Below are 18,759 nucleotides of genomic sequence, written 5' to 3' on the forward strand. Positions count from 1 at the left end.
CTATTATAATATGGTGCTAATTTGCTAGCAACTATCCCCATAATGATATAGAAAAAGCCGGCTCGCAGCCGACTTTTATCTTTTAGTCTTGTTCAACTGTAGCGATGTGCAATTCGTCTAATTGCTTAGGATCAACTTCACTTGGCGCATGGGTCAATGGTTCAGTTGCCTTGGAATTCTTAGGGAAGGCAATTACTTCCCGAATATTTTCCTTATGGGACAACAGCATCGCAAACCGATCCAAGCCGATAGCCAAACCACCATGCGGAGGGAAGCCATAGTCCAATGCGTCCATAAACCAACCAAAGCGGTCAGCAGCTTTTTCCTTAGTGAAACCTAAAGCCTTGAACATTGCTTCTTGGATCTCACGCTTATGGATACGGATTGAACCGCCTCCCAGTTCATACCCATTCAATACGATATCGTAACTTTGGGCATGGCACTTGTGCGGATCCGTAGCCAACAGTGGGATATCTTCTTCATTTGGCATAGTGAATGGGTGGTGGGCAGCAATATAACGTTGGAAGTCTTCACTGTATTCAAACAATGGCCAATCTACTACCCAAACAAAAGCAAACTTTGATTCATCAATCATGCCCAATTCCTTGGCAATGCTTGTCCGCAAATACCCCAGTGCATCCGCAACCACTTTGCGACTGTCAGCAACAAATAATAACAAGTCACCAACTTGGGCACCAGTAGCCTCTTTGATTACAGCTACCCGGTCATCAGCAAAGAACTTAGCGATTGGACCGGAGAAACCGTCGGCAGTAACTTTCATCCAGGCTAGGCCCTTAGCCCCAAACCGCTTGATGTATTCTTGCTTTTCTTCAATCTTCTTACGGGAGTAGTGGTCAGCACCACCAGGAACCGCAATCGCTTTGACCTGACCACCATTATCTAATGTGGCATCAAAGACTCGGAAACCAGCACCTTGAACGGCAGCTGCAACATCCTTGAGCTCCATGCCAAACCGGATATCTGGTTTATCTGAACCAAAGCGGTCCATAGCTTCATCCCAAGTAATCCGCGGAATTGGATCAGCTAAATCATAGTCAACTGCTTCTTTCATGACCCGCTTCAATAAACCTTCCGTCATTTCCATAATTTCATCTTGGTCCATGAAGGAAGTTTCCATATCGATCTGAGTGAATTCTGGTTGCCGGTCCCCCCGCAAGTCTTCATCCCGGAAACAACGAGCAATTTGATAATACCGGTCAAACCCTGCTCCCATCAGCAGTTGCTTAAACAACTGTGGTGATTGAGGTAAGGCATAGAATGTTCCTGGATATACCCGCGATGGCACCAAATAATCCCGCGCCCCTTCTGGCGTAGACCGGGTCAAGTTCGGGGTTTCAATATCAATAAAGTGATTTTCATCCAAGTAACTGTGAACCGCCTGGGTGATCCGGTTCCGAATCAATAATCCCCTTTGCATTTCTGGCCGCCGTAAATCTAAGTAACGGTATTTCAACCGCAGGTCATCAGAAGCATCAATATCATCTTGAATGTTAAATGGTGTTACCTTAGCTTCATTCAATACAGTGACAGCAGTAACTTCAACTTCAACCTTCCCTGTCTTCATATCCGGGTTGATCGCCCCTTCAGCTCGGGCTACTACCCGACCGTGGGCTTCAATCACATATTCACTCCGCAATTTTTCAGCAACTGCAAGTGCATCAGGCCCAAATTCCTGGCTAAATACTAGTTGGACAATTCCATCAATGTCCCGCAAGTCAACGAAAATCAGGTTCCCCAAGCTCCGTCGTTTTTGCACCCAACCCTTGAGGGTTACTTCTTGACCAATATATGACTCATCGACTAAGCCACAGTATGTTGTTCGTTTCATAACACTTCTCCTTCTTCAACTAAAACTTGGCACTAATACTCTTAAAATCGTTTGTGATGGTAGCCAATGGCACAGTGATTTCTTGGTTGGCAACCATATCTTTAACGTTCACCTGGTGGTTAGCTAATTCGGCTTCGCCAATAGTTACAGTATAACGGGCCCCTAGTTTATTAGCGGTTTTAAACTGGGCCTTAGGCTTTTTGTTCAAATAATCCCGTTCAGCATTGTATCCTTGCTGCCGTAGTGCTTGCACTACAACCAATGACGCAGTGTTGACTTCAGTGCTGTTGCCAATACCAACAACATAAGCATCTAATGGATCTGGCGCAGTTAACTGCTTGTCTTCTGCTTCTAATACCAATAACAACCGTTCAACCCCTAAACCGAAGCCAACTCCAGCAATATCAGGACCGCCTAGTTCCGCTACTAAGCCACTGTAACGACCCCCGGCACAAACAGTTGTCCACTTGCCACCAAAGGCTTGCGAGTTACTCATGATTTCAAAAATAGTGTGGTTGTAGTAGTCCAACCCCCGGACCATCTCAGAATCAACTACATATTCGATTCCCAGTTGGTCCAATAACTGCTTAACAACTGTCAAGTGTTCAGTTGCAGCCGGTGTGAGGTAGTCAAGAATTGACGGGGCATGGGCAATGATGTCTTGGTCTTGATCATCCTTGCTATCCAAAATCCGCAAGGGGTTTTTGTGTAACCGCGTCTGTGAATCTGGACTTAATTGTTCAGCTAATGGTTCTAAATAATCTAACAAAGCTTGCCGGTAAGCTGCCCGCGATTCAGCATCACCCAAACTGTTGATCGTCACTTTGAGGTCAGTTAAACCTAACTGTTTGAGGTAATCAACTGCCATTGCAATAACTTCAACATCCAAAGCTGGGGCATCAGACCCAAATGCTTCAACCCCAATTTGATGAAATTGGCGCATCCGGCCGGACTGGGGCCGTTCATAGCGAAACATTGGTCCCATGTAAAACACCTTGAATGGCTTCGGTACTTCTGGACCAAAGAATTTATTTTCGATGAAAGCCCGAACAACACCGGCAGTTCCTTCCGGACGCAGGGCAACGTGGCGGTCACCTTTATCGTGGAAATCATACATTTCCTTGGTAACAATGTCAGATGTATCCCCAGATGTCCGCGCAAACACGTCATAATTTTCAAAAATAGGTGTGCGAATTTCATGATAACGGTAGTGGGCAAACACCTCCCGGGCTTTGGCTTCAACATATTGCCATTTTTCGGATTCCCCAGGGACAATGTCGGCTGTTCCCTTAGGTCGTTGATATCTCTTCATAATAACCAGTTCCTCCTTATGCTTTAACGCCGGAATAAAAAAGCCCTCACTAGTCTCAAAACGACCAGCAAGGGCGCAAACTGCACGGTACCACCTTAACTTTTTTCTTCAGGGTAACGTCGCTGACGGCATACTTTCAACAAGTATGCACCTAGAAAGTGTCTTCAATGACCTACCACCATGAACCTCCCACCAACGTTCACTCGCTAAAGGCTTTCAGTCACCTACTCATCTCTCATTTCCGGTTCAATATTCTTTATTTAAGAATACTTTGCTCATATTGCAAAGTCAAGCCACACCTATGAATTTCCGCAAAAGTTTTGAGTTCATTCGCACTGACTTACCTGGTAACCGGCAAGCTCTTCTTGAACCCTAAAAAGTGTGCCGTCCGTTTTAATTGTTTTTTATATAGCATTTAAGACCGCGTATAATAATAGCTAGAGTTTGCCGGCTTAACTTTGTTACAATATTTATTAGAATTTGATTTTAGAGGCTGATTGATAATGAAACACGCGCGTCATTTTGATAAGGCTATCCCCAACCATCTCAAAGTTCTTTGGGGAATCATCGTAATCCTCCTCGTGGTTGTAGGGGGAAGAACATATCTTTATACCCATAAGCAAGTAGTAACCCAGGCAGTTAATGTGCGCTCTGGTCCAGGGATTGAATACAAAAAAATCACTTCCCTCCAACCTAACGCCCGGGTAGCGGTTATCCGGAGCAAATATCACTGGAAACAGGTCCGAACACCTGACCATAAAACAGGCTGGATTGCTGATTGGTATTTTTCACACCCTAACCCCGTCACTAAGCTTTCTCAAGCCACTATTGTAATCGACGCTGGGCACGGTGGTAGCGATTCAGGGGCCCTCTCGATCAGTGGTAAGCAAGAAAAAAAATATACTCTGATTTTTGCGCAAAAACTGGCTGATAAACTCGAAGCCCAGGGAGCCAAGGTTTATATGACCCGTAAGAATGACTCTTTTGTTGGCTTGGCCGCCCGCCCTGCTTTAGCTGAACAAGTCCATGCCGATGCCTTCATCAGCTTCCACTTTGATTCTTCGCCAGACGAAAACCAAGGATCAGGTTTTACTACTTATTATTATCACCAAGGAGCTTCTTATCGTTTAGCCAAAGATATTAATAGTAGTCTCAACCCCCACGGGTTAGATAATAAAGGGGTTGAATTTGGAGACTACCTAGTAATTCGGGACAATACCGTCCCTGCCGTTCTCAATGAATTGGGTTATATCAATACTAAAAAAGATTTCAAAAAAATCAGGTCAACTACCTACCAAGACCAAGTTACAACAGAAATGACCACTGGAATCGCCAAATTTTTTGAACAGGAGTAGGAATAATGGATACACGTAAAAAGCAACGCTATTTCTTATATGGTTTAATCGGTGCATTAGTTTTGCTGGTAGTGATCACTGGGATGACAATCTATACGCGTAGCCGTCCGCAAACCAAGTACCTAAGTAGTCCTAAAATAAATCAGCAAAGCAAGTTTCAGCACGCTGATGTTTTGCTAGTCGCCCAGGTCAAACAACAAGTTAAAACCACCACCTCCAAAGGCATTCCAACCACTGTTTTTCGCTTACGGGTTAAGCAAAACCTCACTGCCACTAAACTACCACAGAGCTTAACTATTGCTAAAAAAGGTGGTCGCAATCCCCAAACTGGGAGTGTCTATCTTTATCATAACGACCAATTTCCACTCGTTAATAAGACCTATGTCTTTGCTTTGACGCACGACCACGGTCGCCTGATTGCTGCCGGTCCCTATTCAACTGTTGCAGCCAACCCGAAAAATATTAAGCAAGCGAGCACACTAGCTAAGAGAAAATAATATGAAAGCCGGGCTAAATCAAAGGATTTAACCCGGCTTTTTTGCCCTATAATGGCATGAATATTTACTTTTTTAATTCACCAACAATTCCCGGAAGCAGTGGATAACCTGGTCTGCAGTTGTATGGTCTGCAATAAGGTCATCAAAATCAAACAAGATTCCTGCTAAACCAGCATTGTGACCTGCTTCAATATCTAATGTCCGATCCCCCACCATTACCGCTGCATGGCGGTCCACATTGTGCTTAGTACATAAGTAATTCAACGAAGCCGGGTCTGGCTTACGCGGGAAATCATCATCACCTGTTACAAAGTCTGTAAAATACTGTACCAAGTGATCCCGGGTTAACAGTTGCTTAGCGACTTGATTACGGTGGGTCAACAAAAAGTTACGACCACCAGCCTGGACTACCGCTTGGCATACCTCCCTAACATAGGGAAATGGTCGGGCTTGCCCAATTTGTGGTGCTTCAATGGTGGCATATTTTTGCCTAATTGTGGTTGCCGTTACTGGTACTTGCTGGGCATACGATCTGATTGTTTGCCCCACTGATGTCCGCCGCATCGCATGGTATAATTCAGCCTCTGCAACATCTAACCCCCAAGTAGCCAAAGTTTGGTGGAGGGCTGTTGTCATCACAGGATATGTATTATACAAATTCCCATCAAAGTCCCAGAAATAATCACGATATTGCATCCGTTCTTTCACCCTCTCTTTTTAATCCAATCAACCAAAACATTCATCGCCAAGCGGCAAGAACTGGTAATATCAAGTTCATTGTATATTACAAAATTATGAATAGTTCCTTGCATCCTGATTTGGGCTACCGAAACTCCTGCATCCCGCATCTTGCGGGCCATTGCTTCCCCTTCATCCCGGACAACGTCAGCTTCAGCGGTAATAATCAATGTTTCTGGAAAGGTCGCTAAGAGTTCAGAAGAATAGCGCAGTGGCATTTCCCGCAATGGTGGCTGCTCCGTTAACTTCCCTAGATATTGGCGCCAGGCAAATTTCATCTGTTCCCTGGTTAGATCATATCCACCAGCAAATTCATAATAAGATGCTGTGTCAAAATTATAATTGGTTACCGGGCAAAGCCACGCCATTTTGTATATCGCAACTTCCTTTATACCCGGATCAGCAATTAATTGGGCAGCAAATTTAGCTCCCACATCATCTGCCCCAATAATCACCCGCTCTAAATCAAGGTTAAATTCCTCCCCGAATTGGGGTAAAGCAGCTAAGGCGTGTTGCAGTTGCTTAATCTGATCAGGGGCCTGTGCTTCAGGAGCTAAACTGTATTCGGGAAAAACTACCATTACTTGTGCTCTTACTGCCAGTTCCCGAATGAACTTATTGTAAACTTGGAGGTCACCTGTGATGAACTGTCCCCCATGGATATAAAATAATACCGGGAGTTGAGCCGTTGCAGGCTGCCGAGGATAAACAAAATGAATATTTAGGGGTTCCGTTCTTCCTGGCACCACTACCTTTTTAGTTGTAAAAGAAGCAGGATGCTGGTAGACCGGCCCTTCTTGCTGCATCTGCAGGCGTTTACGTAGCGCACGGATGCCAATTGTTGTGGGAATAAAGCGTCGGCGCTCATCACTGCACAATGTCCTAACAGCTGGCTCCAATGAAATTTTGTCCATAAGCATCCTTCTTTCCTACTTTTCTCACTATTTACGATATACGATTATGTACTTAATTGCCAGTATGTTCAGGGACTTTTTCGCATTATTGTTGCCGATAAATTTGTTTATTTAGGAAGCGCTTTGAACTTGGTGAAGATCTATTTGGTTTGCTAAAATATATATGTAATTTGGCTGAGGAGGGATAAGGATGTCCAACCGGATTCTTTTGCTAACTAAAAATCTTGAAATCTTCATTGAGTTCAATACTTTTTTCAATGAAGAAGGATGGATTATTCAAAACGTTATGGGTCCTGCTGAAGTGCCAACCGTTTTAAAAGAGAAAAAAATCACTGCAATCTTTTGGGATATGGATGTTTTGCAGGATTATCAACAAGATATTGCTTTGATCAAGCAGGTACGCCAAGATTTTCGCCGTCCCATCTTTGCCCTTACAACGAAAACCGATCCTGAACATGCTTATGAACTTTACACACAAGCCTTGATCAATGGCTATTTTTGCAAACCCCTAGACTACCGCGTCATTTTTGCTCAACTTCTCCAGCAACTCTGGTTTGCAGGTGATAAACTAGTCACTGCGAATCTGACCGCAGAAACTACCCCTAAACGGGGGTATTATTTGGAACACTTATTGATTGATCGGGATCATTACCGGGTCACCCATAATGGAACTGATATTGGGTTAACCCCTAAAGAATTCCGCCTTTTGTGGTATTTAATCAAGCACCACAATCAGGTTTTGAGCCGGGAGCAACTTCTACAAGGAGTTTGGGGCTATGATACGCTCGGCAGCTCGCGGATTGTCGATATGCACATCTCCCATCTTCGCGACAAAATTGAAGTTGATCCAGACCACCCGCGCTGGATCAAAACCGTCCGTGGCTTTGGCTACTCCTTTGAAGGCCCCCTCAAGAAGCTTTAATAATACGGGGAAATAGGCTCTGCAACCAGACGCTGAGCTAAGCTAGGACAAAGTTGCCTTAGCTGCTAGCCTCGTGGTTGATTTCCCCGTTATCTACTTTATAAATAAACAAGGCTGGTGAGAAGATTCTGCCTCCTCACCAGCCTTATTATTATTCATGAACGGCACACAGATAACTTGGCCAAAAAGGCTATTTCTCGCTCACTTATTTGCTATCCTCTTTAAAGGCTAATTCTGTAATCTTTCCTGTTTCGCGATAAATAACCCATTCAGCTACATTAATGATGTGATCTCCAATCCGTTCTAACAAACGAATAACCGTTAAATAAGACGTATCCGCCGTCACAGTCTTAGCATCGCGCTTCATCGCTCCCACAATCAAATTGTACAGCTGATGGTGACGCCGGTCGACCTCAGTATCCAAGCGGGCAATATCTCGTGCCAGGTCCTGGTCCCCCCGTAGGTATGCTTCCAAAACTTGCTCTAACATCCGGCGGACTTGTAATGCCATCGCTTCGATTTCTGTTTCAATCTGAATAATGCGCTGTTCACCCTTTACCCGGATAGTTTCTCGGGCGATACTTTCAGCGTGATCACTCAAGCGTTCCAAGTCCGTACTAGCATTAGAAATGGCAATAATTTTACGAAAATCAGTCGCTACTGGCTGCTGGAGTGCAATCAGTTTCAACGATTCTTCAACGATTGCTATCTGCCGGTCATTAATCTTTTGATCCGTTTCAATAACTTGTTTAGCTAAATCACGGTCATGATCAATAAAACTCTTGGTTGCTAAATAAATTTGCTCACTCACCTGCAACCCCAGATCAATGAAACGTTTATTCAACTTTTCAAGCTCTTCTAAAAAAATTGCGTGCATTCTGCCACCCCTTTACCTATCCAAACCGTCCGTTCAAATATTCACTCGTTACTTCTTGCTGCGGACGTAAAAACATTTCCTCTGTTCTGCCATATTCTACTAGATTTCCGTTAAGAAAAAAAGCTGTCCTGTCTGAAATTCTACTTGCCTGTTGGAGATTGTGGGTCACCATAATCAAAGTATAGTCGCGCTTTAATGTCAGTAAAGTTTCTTCGATTTCACTACTTGAAATTGGGTCCAGCGCACTGGTAGGTTCATCCAACAAAATGACCTGGGGCCGAACCGCTAACTGGCGGGCAATACATACCCGTTGTTGTTGCCCCCCGGAAAGTGCCAGTGCACTCTTTTTGAGGTCGTCTTTGACTTCGTCCCAGATTGCTGCTTGCCGCAGACTTTCCTCAACGCGCTGGTCAAGATATTCCCGTTCAGTGTAACCAGCGACCCGCAGTCCGTATGCGACATTGTCATAAATAGAAAATGGAAAAGGAACTGGTTGCTGAAACACCATCCCAATTGCACCGCGTAAGGCTACCAAGTCACTGCCATCAGCATAAATATCTTGACCCTTAAACTTAATTGTTCCTTGGATATTCACATTGCCCACCTCATCGTTCATGCGGTTAAGACTCCGTAAAAAGGTTGACTTTCCGCACCCGGACGGCCCTACCAGAGCGACCAAGTCACCAGCAGGAAAGGCTAATGAAACCCCGTGGAGCACTTCATTTTTTCCGTAGGCAACCTTTAAATCTTTAACATCAATAATTGCTTCGCTCATCCCTGTGCCTCCCTCCTGTCTAGCCAAAACTACCGTTAATGTACTGTTCTGTCAGTGTCACCCGTGGGGTCGTAAAAATTTTTTCGGTCCTATCATATTCGACAATATTTCCCATATGGAAAAAGGCGGTATAATCACTGATCCGTGAAGCCTGCTGCATATTATGGGTTACCATTACCATCGTGTACTGATCCCGCAACTGTTTCAACGTCTCCTCCAGCTTAGCAGTTGATACCGGGTCTAAGGCACTAGCCGGTTCATCCAGCAACAAAATATCTGGTTTCATCGCTAAAGCTCGGGCAATGCATAGCCGTTGTTGCTGCCCCCCTGACAATGCTAAGGCACTTTTATGCAATGAATCTTTGACTTCATCCCACAAAGCAGCGGCCCGCAAACTGTCTTCAACGGCCTGGTCCAAAACCGCGGAGTCTTTAACCCCGTTAGCTTTTAATGCATAGGTAATGTTGTCATAGATCGACTTGGCAAAGGGATTAGGCCGCTGAAACACCATCCCGATCTGTTTGCGCAGCTGGTAGACATTGATATCTTTGTGGTTGATGTCAATCCCAGCATAGATTATTTGACCAGTTACCTTTGCTACCTTATCGTTCATCCGGTTCAAGCTGCGTAAAAAAGTTGATTTACTTGAACCTGACGCCCCGATTAAGGCCGTAATCGCATTTTGTGGGATCTGCAAGCTCACATCATGGAGCTTATGGATGGTTTCTCCATAATAAACATTTAAATTTTTAGTTTCTAAACTGCGCTGTTCCGGCGCAATTTGTGTAAGATATTGTTCCATGTTTTACCTCGCTGAAGTGATCTTTTTATAGATAAAATTGCCTAATGCCCGCGCTGAAACATTGAAAATCAGGACAACAATCACTAAAATGGCTGCCGTCGCACTAGCGACAAGCGTCGCATCAGGGATTAACCCTTCACTATTAACTTTCCAAATATGCACGGCCAGAGTTTCTGCGGGCCGCATCACGTTCAAAAAGCTCGTTGGACTAAAGGGATTCCAGTCGGTATAGCTAACGGTCGCATTGCTTTGCCCCGCTGTATAGATCAATGCGGCTGCTTCCCCAAATATCCTACCTGCACTTAACACAATTCCTGTAATAATACCTGGTAAGGCCGAGGGAAGAACGACACCGTAAACCGTTTTCCAATAAGACAAACCGAGGGCCAGTCCTGCTTCCCGTTGCGTTGCAGGAACCGTTCGCAACGCTTCTTCAATGTTGCGCGTTAACAACGGTAGGTTGAAAAAAGTCAGGGTTAAAGCGCCTGCCAAAATTGAGAAACTCAGCTCGAATTTAATTACAAACAATGAGTAACCGAATAAACCAACAACGATTGACGGAAGTGAGGACAAGACCTCAATCATCGTCCGTAATAAGTTGGTTAGCCAGTTATCCCGGGCATACTCTGTCAAATAGATCGCTGCCCCCAGTGCAATTGGCACTGAAATGATGAGCGTCAATACTAAAAGATAGAGCGAATTAAATAATTGATCCCTAACCCCCCCATGGGCTTGGAAAGACGATGACTCACTCGTCAGAAAATGCCATGATACGTGCGGTAAACCAGTGCCTAGAATATAGCCCAAAATTCCTAATAGGATAAGACAAACAGTCCCAACCAGGCAATAAATAGTAATCATAGCTATTTTATTTTGTAGTTTAGCATTGTTTTTACGCTTCACTTTTGCTTCATCCCTTCCGTTTTCCAATTATTCTAACCACTAGGTTAAATGCCAGGGACATCAGTAATAAGAATAGTGCTAAGGACCACAAAGCATTGTTGGCTAACGTCCCATTAACTGTATTCCCCAACTGACTAGTTAACTGACTGGTTAAAGTAGCCGCTGGACTGATCAAGTTATGTGGCATTAAGACTGCGTTTCCAATCACCATTTGGACTGCTAGCGCCTCCCCAAAGGCGCGCGCCATCCCAAAAATGATTGCGGTCAAAATTCCTGGAGTGGCCGCCCTGAGGATGACCTTAGATGTCGTTTGCCACCAGGTAGCTCCTAGGGCTAACGATGCCTGCCGGTACTGTGCGGGGACCCCCTTGAGGGCATCAATTGTTAGTGAAGTGATGGTTGGTAAAACCATCACAAAGAGAACCAAGATCCCCGCTAAGATCCCAAACCCTGCTCCGCCAAATACCGTTCGGATTGCCGGTACAATAATCGTAACCCCTAAGAAACCATAAACAACTGAGGGAATTCCGGCTAAGAGTTCAATCATTATTTGCAGGTATTTAGTTAGTCGGTTTTTCGCAAATTCTGTCATAAAAATCCCTAATGCTAGCGCAAATGGTACAGCTAAAAGGGTGGCTAAGATCATTACCAAAAAAGAAGTCACAATCATCGCCGCTGCCCCAACGTATTGCTTCCCATCTAAGGGATTCCAGTCAGCCGAAAATAAAAAATCTGTCACTTTAACATGGTCAGTCGTAAAGGCAGCTAAGCCCCGTTGCCCGATAAAATAAATAATTGCTACCACTAAAATGATGATACCAACTACGCTAGCTAAAGTGATGGTCTTGCCATACCATTCGTGCCGTGTTTCTCGCGATGCTTGTTGCAGTTGGTGTGTGTGCGTATGCTTCTTATCCGACATCTTGCTTTCCTCCCTTCCGTACTAGCTTGTCGTTTCCCTGGGCATCGCGTTCGTATTCCATATCATGCACACTGATATAGCCTAATTTAGGAATCAAATCGCGTTGAACATGGGTTCCTTGCATATAATTGATGAAAGCTTGGGTCCGCGCTTGTGGATGTTTTTGGGTGTACATATGTTCATAAGACCATAACTTCCATTTGTTTTGTTTAACATTGGTATTCGTTGGTGCGATTCCGTCAATGGCTAATTCTTGGACCGCATTACCTTCCGCATACGGAAAAGCAATGTAGCTGATTGCCCCAGGTGTTGAAGCAACAATCTTTTTCACCGCACCGTTAGAATCTTGTTCTTGTGCCTTGATGGGCACTAAACCTGGTAAAATCACATTTTCAAAGCTTGTCCGAGTTCCGCTTCCTTTACTCCGGTTGATTACCGTAATCGGAAGATTATGCCCGCCGACTTGCTTCCAATTCGTGATTTTCCCCGTAAAGATCTTTTGTAAATTAGTTCGGGTAATGTTTTTCACGCCTACCTCCTTGTTGGCGATAGGGGTAATTCCAATCACCGCAATCTTATGATCCTGGAGTTGCGCTGCGTTGATCCCTTTCTTTTGCTCTGCAAAAATATCGGAAGTGCCAATGGCTACGGCCCGTTCTTGCACCTGGCTTAACCCCGTCCCGGAGCCCCCACCTTGAACGGTAATATTGACCTCTTTGTGCTGCAAACGATAATCATTTCCTGCCTGTTCCGCCAACAACTGCATTGCAGACGAACCAACAATCGTCACTTTATCGGTTTTTCGGCCACACCCTGTCAGCACAGTAATAGCTAAGAGGATACCGATAATAAATTTTAATTTTCCCCGCATTTTCTCACCTGATTCCATCTTTATTCAACAACTAAAGTATAAAAAGTGATTGTGGTTAAAATGCGGTGCTTATGTAAATTTTGTGTAAATTTCGTGTGTAGGCTTAAAATTAATAATTTACACGTCTTATTTTGAGCATTAAAAAACTGGCATAGTCGTTTACCAATGCCAGCAAGAATCTTATTTTCAAAATAAAACCCCATGTTAGAACATGATGTCCCAACATGAGGCGCGATCATTATACAGTTTTTTTAGTGTCTTGCCACTTCAGTCCGATCTTAGTCCAGCCTGATAGGATTGAAAAGACTGGTGACAAAAGGCTAAAGAAGGTAAACGGCAAGAAATGTAATACCGAAACATTGAGGGTTGAAGCCGCAAAGGAAGCAGCTACTCCCCAAGGTACTAAGTAGTTGATTACACTACCTCCGTCTTCGAGCGCACGTCCCAATGCCAATGGTGACAACCCGATCCGGTCAAAGGCTAATTTGAAAGCTTTCCCGGGTAAAATTACGGATAAGTATTGTTCCCCTACAAAGAGGTTTACCCCGATACCAGCTAAAATGGTACAAGTGATAAGACTTCCCGGTGTCTTTAAACGCGCAATTAAGGGCTCCATGGCAATTTGAATGACATCAAACTGCATCAACAGTCCGCCCAAGGCTAAGGTTGTGATGATTAAGGATACAGTTCCCATCATGCTAGCAATTCCTCCACGGGTCAGCAGTGCATCCACAGCTGCATTGTGGGTATGAGCAACAAAACCATCCTGGATTAAAGCTGCCAGGTCAGACAATGACGTTGTTGGCTTTTGAACAAAAATCATCACGATTGTCACAAAGATATTCGTAAATAAAGTTGGAATTGCAGGCATCTTAATCCAAGCACACAAGAACATTAACACTACCGGTAAAGCTGCCCACCAGGTAATACTGAAATGGTGGGATAATATTGCGGTCGTCGTTTGAATCCGTGAAAAATCAGGACGATGATGTGCCTGGCCTAATAGGAAAAATAATACCAATGAAATGACAAAGGCGGGGATAGTCGTCCACATTAAATTCTTGATGTGCTCAAATAAATCGGCCCCAGCGATTGCAGATGCCAAGTTAGTTGAATCAGATAGCGGAGAAGTCTTATCCCCAAAGATTGCCCCCGATACAACTGCCCCGGCAACGAGAGCAGGATTAATCTGCATTGTCAATCCCATTCCAAACAAGGCGATCCCTACTGTCGAAATAGTCGTAAAGGCACTCCCAATTGAAACCCCAACTAAAGCACACACAATAAACACCGATGGAACAAAGAACTTAATGCTAATCATCTTAAAGCCTACTACCATCAAGGCAGGAATAATTCCCGCCTGAATCCAAACAGCAATCAAAATCCCAATCAAGATAAAAATAAAGATAGGAATAATTGCTGTGTTGATCCCATCAATAATGCCCGCATGAATATCGTCCCAACTTGCCCGCCGTAACTTGGCCCATAGGATTACCAATGCGATCACTAGTAGTACCGGCATCTCTGGACTAACTCCAAACTTAATAACTGCGGTCCCCAAAATAGCAATCATTACCAATAAAATAGTGACTGCTTCACTGAATCGAACTTTTGTCATATTTGTCACTCCCCGTGAAACTTTTAATTATTTTGTTCTGCGTTATTTTTACCCTAAACTGCTTAACAATTCAGAGCATACTAATTATTTCCCATCCATAAAGATGGGATAGTATCGTTTGCTAGCAAAATAACCCTGAAGCGCCTGTTTCATCACGAGGGTCGAGGTAAGAACATGATTTATCAATAAAGAACCAACATCTAATTGCTTTTTCATCATCAACATCATCATTTCTCACCTCTTTCTATTTCCCATTAATTAAGTTATGTTCCCATAATACCATACCATTTGATTAAAATTAAATTAAAAGTGCAAAAAATTGCAATTTTTATTTAATAAAAAAATACCACTGCTATTAACAGTGGCCGGTGTAATAAAAAAGTCCTACTTTTAATCTTGCATCTTTGCACTATGCGCAGCAACCACCTCAATCTTTATCCGGTCAGGATCTTCGGCAAACACCGCATAATGGTTGGGCCCTCCAGCAAAAGGAAAGCGATCATCATATAATAAAGGAATATGCCGGGCTCGCAACTGTTCCCGGATCTCATCAACTTGCTGCGCATAACTAGCAGTAAATGCTAGATGGTTGATTCCCACATGAATCCGGTTAAAACCGTATTGCAACTTACTATCATCTGTCTGTACAAACACGATATAAAACGAATCTTTGCGATACGAAAAACCCCTTGTCCATGCTTGATAAAGGACAAATCCCAGCTGAGGTAAGAGCCAAGAATAGAAACGCTGACTCTGTGCAAGGTTGCCAACGTAAATTTCAATATGATGCATACTCAGCCCTTCTTATAGCCAGTTTTCGGTATAAATATCTTCTTTAAACCCACAAGTAACATGGTCTCCTTCAACCATCAACGGCCGTTTGATGAGTTTGCCATCACTTGCTAATAGTTGAGCAGCTTCAGGAATAGTTAACGCAGCGATCCGATCTTTGAGGTGCAGTTCACGGTAACGTTGTCCTGAAGTATTGAAGAAATAACGTAATCCCCGCTCTTGGTTGGCTTGTATCCAGCGTTGTAAGTCTGCAGCCGCTGGAGGCGTTGCTACCAAATCAATTTTTTCAAACGTAACCTCATGGTCCCGGAGCCATTTTTCAGCCTTACGGCAAGTTGAACACCTGTTATAACAATAAAAAGTTGGCATGATATTCCCTCCTATTCTTCTTTTAGTATAGCATAGGAGTAATTTCCACCCTGATTCTTGTGGTTTTTGCATACAAGTTAAAGTAACAATCAATTTCTTATAAATAATCGATTTTTCCAACTAAAAAACTCCACTAGCACCTTTTTGGGGGCCAGTGGAGTACTACTTTTTAATTTTTACATTAACGTCGCTGTGTCGTAAATGATTGTTGTTGGTCCATCATTCACCAATTCAACATCCATTTCAGCTCCAAACACTCCCGTAGCAACGGTAAAGCCCTGGTCAGCTAGTTTACGATTAAACTCCTGGTAGTTAGCTTCCGCCTGAGCTGGAGCCTGGGCTTGGGTAAAGCTCGGCCGATTTCCTTTCTTCATATCAGCATACAAAGTAAACTGTGAAACAGATAATATTTGCCCGTTAACTTGGGCCAAATCAAGGTTCATCTTCCCGGCTTCATCTTCAAAGATCCGTACTTTACTAATTTTATGCACTAGGTAATCAATCTCACGGCTGCCATCGCCTTCAGTGAAACCAACTAGCAACATAAACCCCCGATCAATCTTACCTACTACTTCATTATCGACTGTTACTTGTGCTCGCTTAACTTTTTGTACTACTACCCGCATAGTGTTGCCTCCTTTAGTTAATAGTTCGCCGAACTACGTAAACATCAGGTACCCGTTTGATACTGTCAATTACTCGTTCTAGTTGCGTATGGTTCTTAACCCCAATTTTAGCATCAATGATAGCTACTTTTGACTGCCCAATTTTACCATTAACAAAATTTAGGTATTTAGTGGCATTATTAATTGCCTGCAAAACATCATTCAATAATCCCGGCCGGTTATAACCTTCAACCTGGATTTCGGCATCATAAAATGTCTTGGTATCCTTGACAATATTCCATGAAACATCAATCAACCGTGTTCCTTCTTCAGCAGCCCGCTTAACATTAGGACAATCAACCCGGTGGACAGAAACACCCCGCCCCTTTGTAATATAGCCGACAATTTCATCGCCAGGAATAGGGTTGCAACAATGGCTTAAACGGACCAGCATATTGTCGATCCCTTGAATTAAGACATTATCGTTTGGTTTAGAGGCCTTGTCGTTCTTGTTTGGTTCACGACTAATTCCTTCGTCACTGGCCAAGAGATCCTTTTCTGCTTGCAACTGCCGCTCTTTTTCTGCTTGCCGCCGAATATTTTCAGTTAGTAGGTGGGCAATGGTAATCGGAGTATGCTCTCCAAAACCAATTGCTGCATAGAGATCATCGACATCTTTGAGGCGGTAACGCTTGAGCACCCGCCCGATATTTTCACTGTTTAAGATCTTTTTAGGAGCAAAACCTTTTTCTAACAATTCTTTGTTCAAGGCTTCTTTCCCTTTTTCAATGTTTTCTACCCGGTCACGGTGCCGGAAGAACTGTTTAATCTTATTTCGTGCCCGGGTCGTCCGTACAATCTTAGGCCAGTCACGACTAGGACCAGTCGAGTTAGCAGACGTCAAAATTTCAACAATATCCCCATTCTTAATCTGATAATTAAGGGGCACGATCTTCCCGTTGACTTTTGCGCCGACCGTATGGTTCCCAACTTCAGTGTGGACGGCATAGGCCATGTCAAGGGGAACTGAGTTTTTAGGTAATTCAAAGACATCCCCCTTAGGCGTGAAGACATAGACACGGTCGCTAAAGAGGTCCCCCTTAACACTTTCCATAAAGTCAGCTGCATCGGTTGATTCTTTTTGAAGTTCGATGATTTCTTTGAATAAGTTCAATTTGTCGCCACTGGTCGTTTGAGGTACCGCATCTTTGCGCCCTTCTTTGTATGCCCAGTGGGCAGCAATCCCGTATTCCGCTACCCGGTGCATTTCTTCCGTCCGAATTTGCACTTCAAGTGGCTTGCCTTTAGGACCAATTACCGTTGTATGCAATGATTGATACATGTTAGCCTTAGGCATTGCGATGTAATCTTTAAAGCGGCCAGGCATCGGCTTCCAACGCGTATGGATAGCCCCCAAAACTGCATAACAGTCCTTAATTGATTTCACAATCACCCGGACAGCAAGGAGATCATAAATCTGACTGAACTGCTTGTGCTGGTCACGCATCTTACGGTAAATAGAATAAATGTGCTTTGGCCGCCCATAGATCTCACAGTTTAGTTTCAAACTTGTGATCGCAGCTTCAATTTCGCCGATGGCTTCGTTAATATACTGCACCCGTTCTTCCCGCTTCGAATTCATCAAGTGGGCGGTTCGATAATATTGTTGCGGATTAAGATAGCGCAAAGAAGTATCCTCTAGCTCCCACTTAATCGTACTAATCCCTAACCGGTCAGCTAACGGTGCATAAATTTCCAGTGTTTCATTAGCAATCCGTCGCTGCTTGTCAGGGCGTAAATGGGATAAAGTCCGCATATTATGCACCCGGTCGGCTAACTTAACAATGATGACCCGCAAGTCTTTGGCCATAGCCAATAGTAACTTCCGGTGATTCTCAGCTAATTGTTCTTGGTGTGACTTGTAGCGAATCTTCCCCATCTTGGTAACACCGTCAACAATCACCATAACATCATGACCAAATAGTTCTTCAACGTCGCCCAATACAATCGGTGTATCTTCAACCACATCGTGCAAAAAACCGGCACAAACCGTTGCAGGGTCCATTTTCAATTCTGCCAAGATTCCGGCAACTTGAATCGGGTGAACGATATATGGCTCCCCGGACTGACGCACCTGTTCTTTATGGACATACGCGGCAAAATCATAGGCCTTCTTGACTAGAGCAACATGCTCTTGATTCATGTACTTTGCAACCATATTGATAACATCATCAGCGGTCCAAACTGTCTCTTTCTCCATAATCAATCACCCCTTAAAAGTTGCACTAATCCTTTGTTACCCCATAAGCTAATAATGAAAAGATAATATAGGGAATCACAAAATAAACAGCATAGGATTCAAAGAACAAACGGAAACTCAGCATGTAAACAACCGGAAAGAAGATCAAGAAGAACACCGTGTGCTCTGCTTTTCCGGCGATCAATCCTGATAGGACTGCATATACCGAATTAATCCCAAACAAGAGCCACCCAATCTTGGTAACTTCATCACAATCAAGCGTAACTGCAATGATTGGCAACACCATTGAGAAAAATAGGGCAAATGCTAGATACCATACCGTTTTTAATGAAAATAACTGTCTAATTTGCATAAAATAAGCCTCTTTAATCTAGTTAA

Annotated in this window: 20 protein-coding genes; 3 read left to right on the forward strand and 17 right to left on the reverse strand. The window is 43.7% G+C overall.

The features are described 5' to 3' along the window. Positions 1-82: 82 nt before the first annotated feature. Positions 83-1,849 carry an aspartate--tRNA ligase gene (gene aspS, locus V3C97_RS04080; RefSeq protein WP_338433822.1) on the reverse strand — a complete coding sequence of 589 codons (1,767 nt, stop codon included), beginning with the start codon at positions 1,847-1,849 and terminating at the stop codon, positions 83-85. Between the two features lie 19 nt (positions 1,850-1,868). Continuing rightward, complete coding sequence (hisS, locus tag V3C97_RS04085; RefSeq protein WP_338433823.1) at positions 1,869-3,161, reverse strand: histidine--tRNA ligase; 1,293 nt, start codon at positions 3,159-3,161, stop codon at positions 1,869-1,871. Positions 3,162-3,664: 503 nt separating this feature from the next. Here hisS and V3C97_RS04090 point away from each other — a divergent pair. Together V3C97_RS04090 and V3C97_RS04095 are read left to right on the forward strand one after the other, a co-directional pair. Further along, positions 3,665-4,516, forward strand: a complete 852-nt coding sequence (locus V3C97_RS04090) for an N-acetylmuramoyl-L-alanine amidase (RefSeq protein WP_278838218.1) — start codon at positions 3,665-3,667, stop codon at positions 4,514-4,516. A gap of 5 nt (positions 4,517-4,521) precedes the next feature. Then, complete coding sequence (locus V3C97_RS04095) at positions 4,522-5,013, forward strand: hypothetical protein (protein ID WP_338433824.1); 492 nt, start codon at positions 4,522-4,524, stop codon at positions 5,011-5,013. A 72-nt stretch (positions 5,014-5,085) separates the two neighbouring features. On the opposite strand, the gene V3C97_RS04100 is transcribed toward V3C97_RS04095, so the two are convergent. After that, positions 5,086-5,709, reverse strand: a complete 624-nt coding sequence (locus tag V3C97_RS04100; protein ID WP_180848332.1) for an HAD-IA family hydrolase — start codon at positions 5,707-5,709, stop codon at positions 5,086-5,088. An 8-nt stretch (positions 5,710-5,717) separates the two neighbouring features. Beyond that, a complete protein-coding gene (locus V3C97_RS04105; protein ID WP_338433825.1) occupies positions 5,718-6,665 on the reverse strand; it encodes an alpha/beta hydrolase in 948 nt (315 codons plus the stop codon). 190 nt (positions 6,666-6,855) lie between these two features. On the opposite strand from V3C97_RS04105, the gene V3C97_RS04110 reads away from it, so the two are divergent. Further along, positions 6,856-7,587 (forward strand): winged helix-turn-helix transcriptional regulator, encoded by a 732-nt coding sequence (locus tag V3C97_RS04110; protein ID WP_283146715.1) that lies wholly within the window; start codon positions 6,856-6,858, stop codon positions 7,585-7,587. A gap of 205 nt (positions 7,588-7,792) precedes the next feature. On the opposite strand, the gene phoU is transcribed toward V3C97_RS04110, so the two are convergent. From phoU to V3C97_RS04175, 13 genes are all read right to left on the reverse strand, one after another. Beyond that, positions 7,793-8,464: a phosphate signaling complex protein PhoU gene (phoU, locus tag V3C97_RS04115; protein ID WP_027826512.1), complete on the reverse strand. Its 672-nt coding sequence runs from the start codon at positions 8,462-8,464 to the stop codon at positions 7,793-7,795. Positions 8,465-8,480: 16 nt separating this feature from the next. Then, positions 8,481-9,239 carry a phosphate ABC transporter ATP-binding protein PstB gene (gene pstB, locus V3C97_RS04120; protein WP_338433826.1) on the reverse strand — a complete coding sequence of 253 codons (759 nt, stop codon included), beginning with the start codon at positions 9,237-9,239 and terminating at the stop codon, positions 8,481-8,483. A gap of 19 nt (positions 9,240-9,258) precedes the next feature. Continuing rightward, the gene (gene pstB, locus V3C97_RS04125; protein ID WP_338433827.1) at positions 9,259-10,041 is read right to left on the reverse strand and encodes a phosphate ABC transporter ATP-binding protein PstB; all 783 of its coding nucleotides are present in this window, start codon (positions 10,039-10,041) and stop codon (positions 9,259-9,261) included. 3 nt (positions 10,042-10,044) lie between these two features. Then, complete coding sequence (pstA, locus tag V3C97_RS04130) at positions 10,045-10,902, reverse strand: phosphate ABC transporter permease PstA (RefSeq protein WP_035162865.1); 858 nt, start codon at positions 10,900-10,902, stop codon at positions 10,045-10,047. A gap of 49 nt (positions 10,903-10,951) precedes the next feature. Next, positions 10,952-11,866 (reverse strand): phosphate ABC transporter permease subunit PstC, encoded by a 915-nt coding sequence (gene pstC / locus V3C97_RS04135; protein ID WP_009554307.1) that lies wholly within the window; start codon positions 11,864-11,866, stop codon positions 10,952-10,954. After that, entirely contained in the window at positions 11,856-12,737 is an 882-nt protein-coding gene (locus V3C97_RS04140) for a phosphate ABC transporter substrate-binding protein (protein ID WP_338433828.1), read from the reverse strand. Before V3C97_RS04140 ends, pstC begins: the two co-directional genes overlap by 11 nt. A gap of 238 nt (positions 12,738-12,975) precedes the next feature. Next, complete coding sequence (gene nhaC / locus V3C97_RS04145) at positions 12,976-14,355, reverse strand: Na+/H+ antiporter NhaC (RefSeq protein WP_278838026.1); 1,380 nt, start codon at positions 14,353-14,355, stop codon at positions 12,976-12,978. A gap of 84 nt (positions 14,356-14,439) precedes the next feature. Then, complete coding sequence (locus tag V3C97_RS04150; RefSeq protein WP_278838030.1) at positions 14,440-14,586, reverse strand: hypothetical protein; 147 nt, start codon at positions 14,584-14,586, stop codon at positions 14,440-14,442. 159 nt (positions 14,587-14,745) lie between these two features. Beyond that, complete coding sequence (locus V3C97_RS04155; protein WP_278838032.1) at positions 14,746-15,147, reverse strand: VOC family protein; 402 nt, start codon at positions 15,145-15,147, stop codon at positions 14,746-14,748. Positions 15,148-15,159: 12 nt separating this feature from the next. Next, the gene (locus tag V3C97_RS04160; RefSeq protein WP_278838035.1) at positions 15,160-15,516 is read right to left on the reverse strand and encodes an arsenate reductase family protein; all 357 of its coding nucleotides are present in this window, start codon (positions 15,514-15,516) and stop codon (positions 15,160-15,162) included. 176 nt (positions 15,517-15,692) lie between these two features. After that, positions 15,693-16,142: a D-aminoacyl-tRNA deacylase gene (dtd, locus tag V3C97_RS04165; protein ID WP_180848338.1), complete on the reverse strand. Its 450-nt coding sequence runs from the start codon at positions 16,140-16,142 to the stop codon at positions 15,693-15,695. Between the two features lie 13 nt (positions 16,143-16,155). Beyond that, positions 16,156-18,381, reverse strand: coding sequence for a bifunctional (p)ppGpp synthetase/guanosine-3',5'-bis(diphosphate) 3'-pyrophosphohydrolase (locus V3C97_RS04170; RefSeq protein WP_338433829.1), 2,226 nt, complete (start codon positions 18,379-18,381; stop codon positions 16,156-16,158). 25 nt (positions 18,382-18,406) lie between these two features. Next, positions 18,407-18,733 (reverse strand): hypothetical protein, encoded by a 327-nt coding sequence (locus V3C97_RS04175; RefSeq protein ID WP_009554291.1) that lies wholly within the window; start codon positions 18,731-18,733, stop codon positions 18,407-18,409. Positions 18,734-18,759 lie beyond the last annotated feature (26 nt).

Source organism: Ligilactobacillus saerimneri (genome assembly GCF_036689625.1).
Lineage (GTDB): Bacteria > Bacillota > Bacilli > Lactobacillales > Lactobacillaceae > Ligilactobacillus > Ligilactobacillus saerimneri.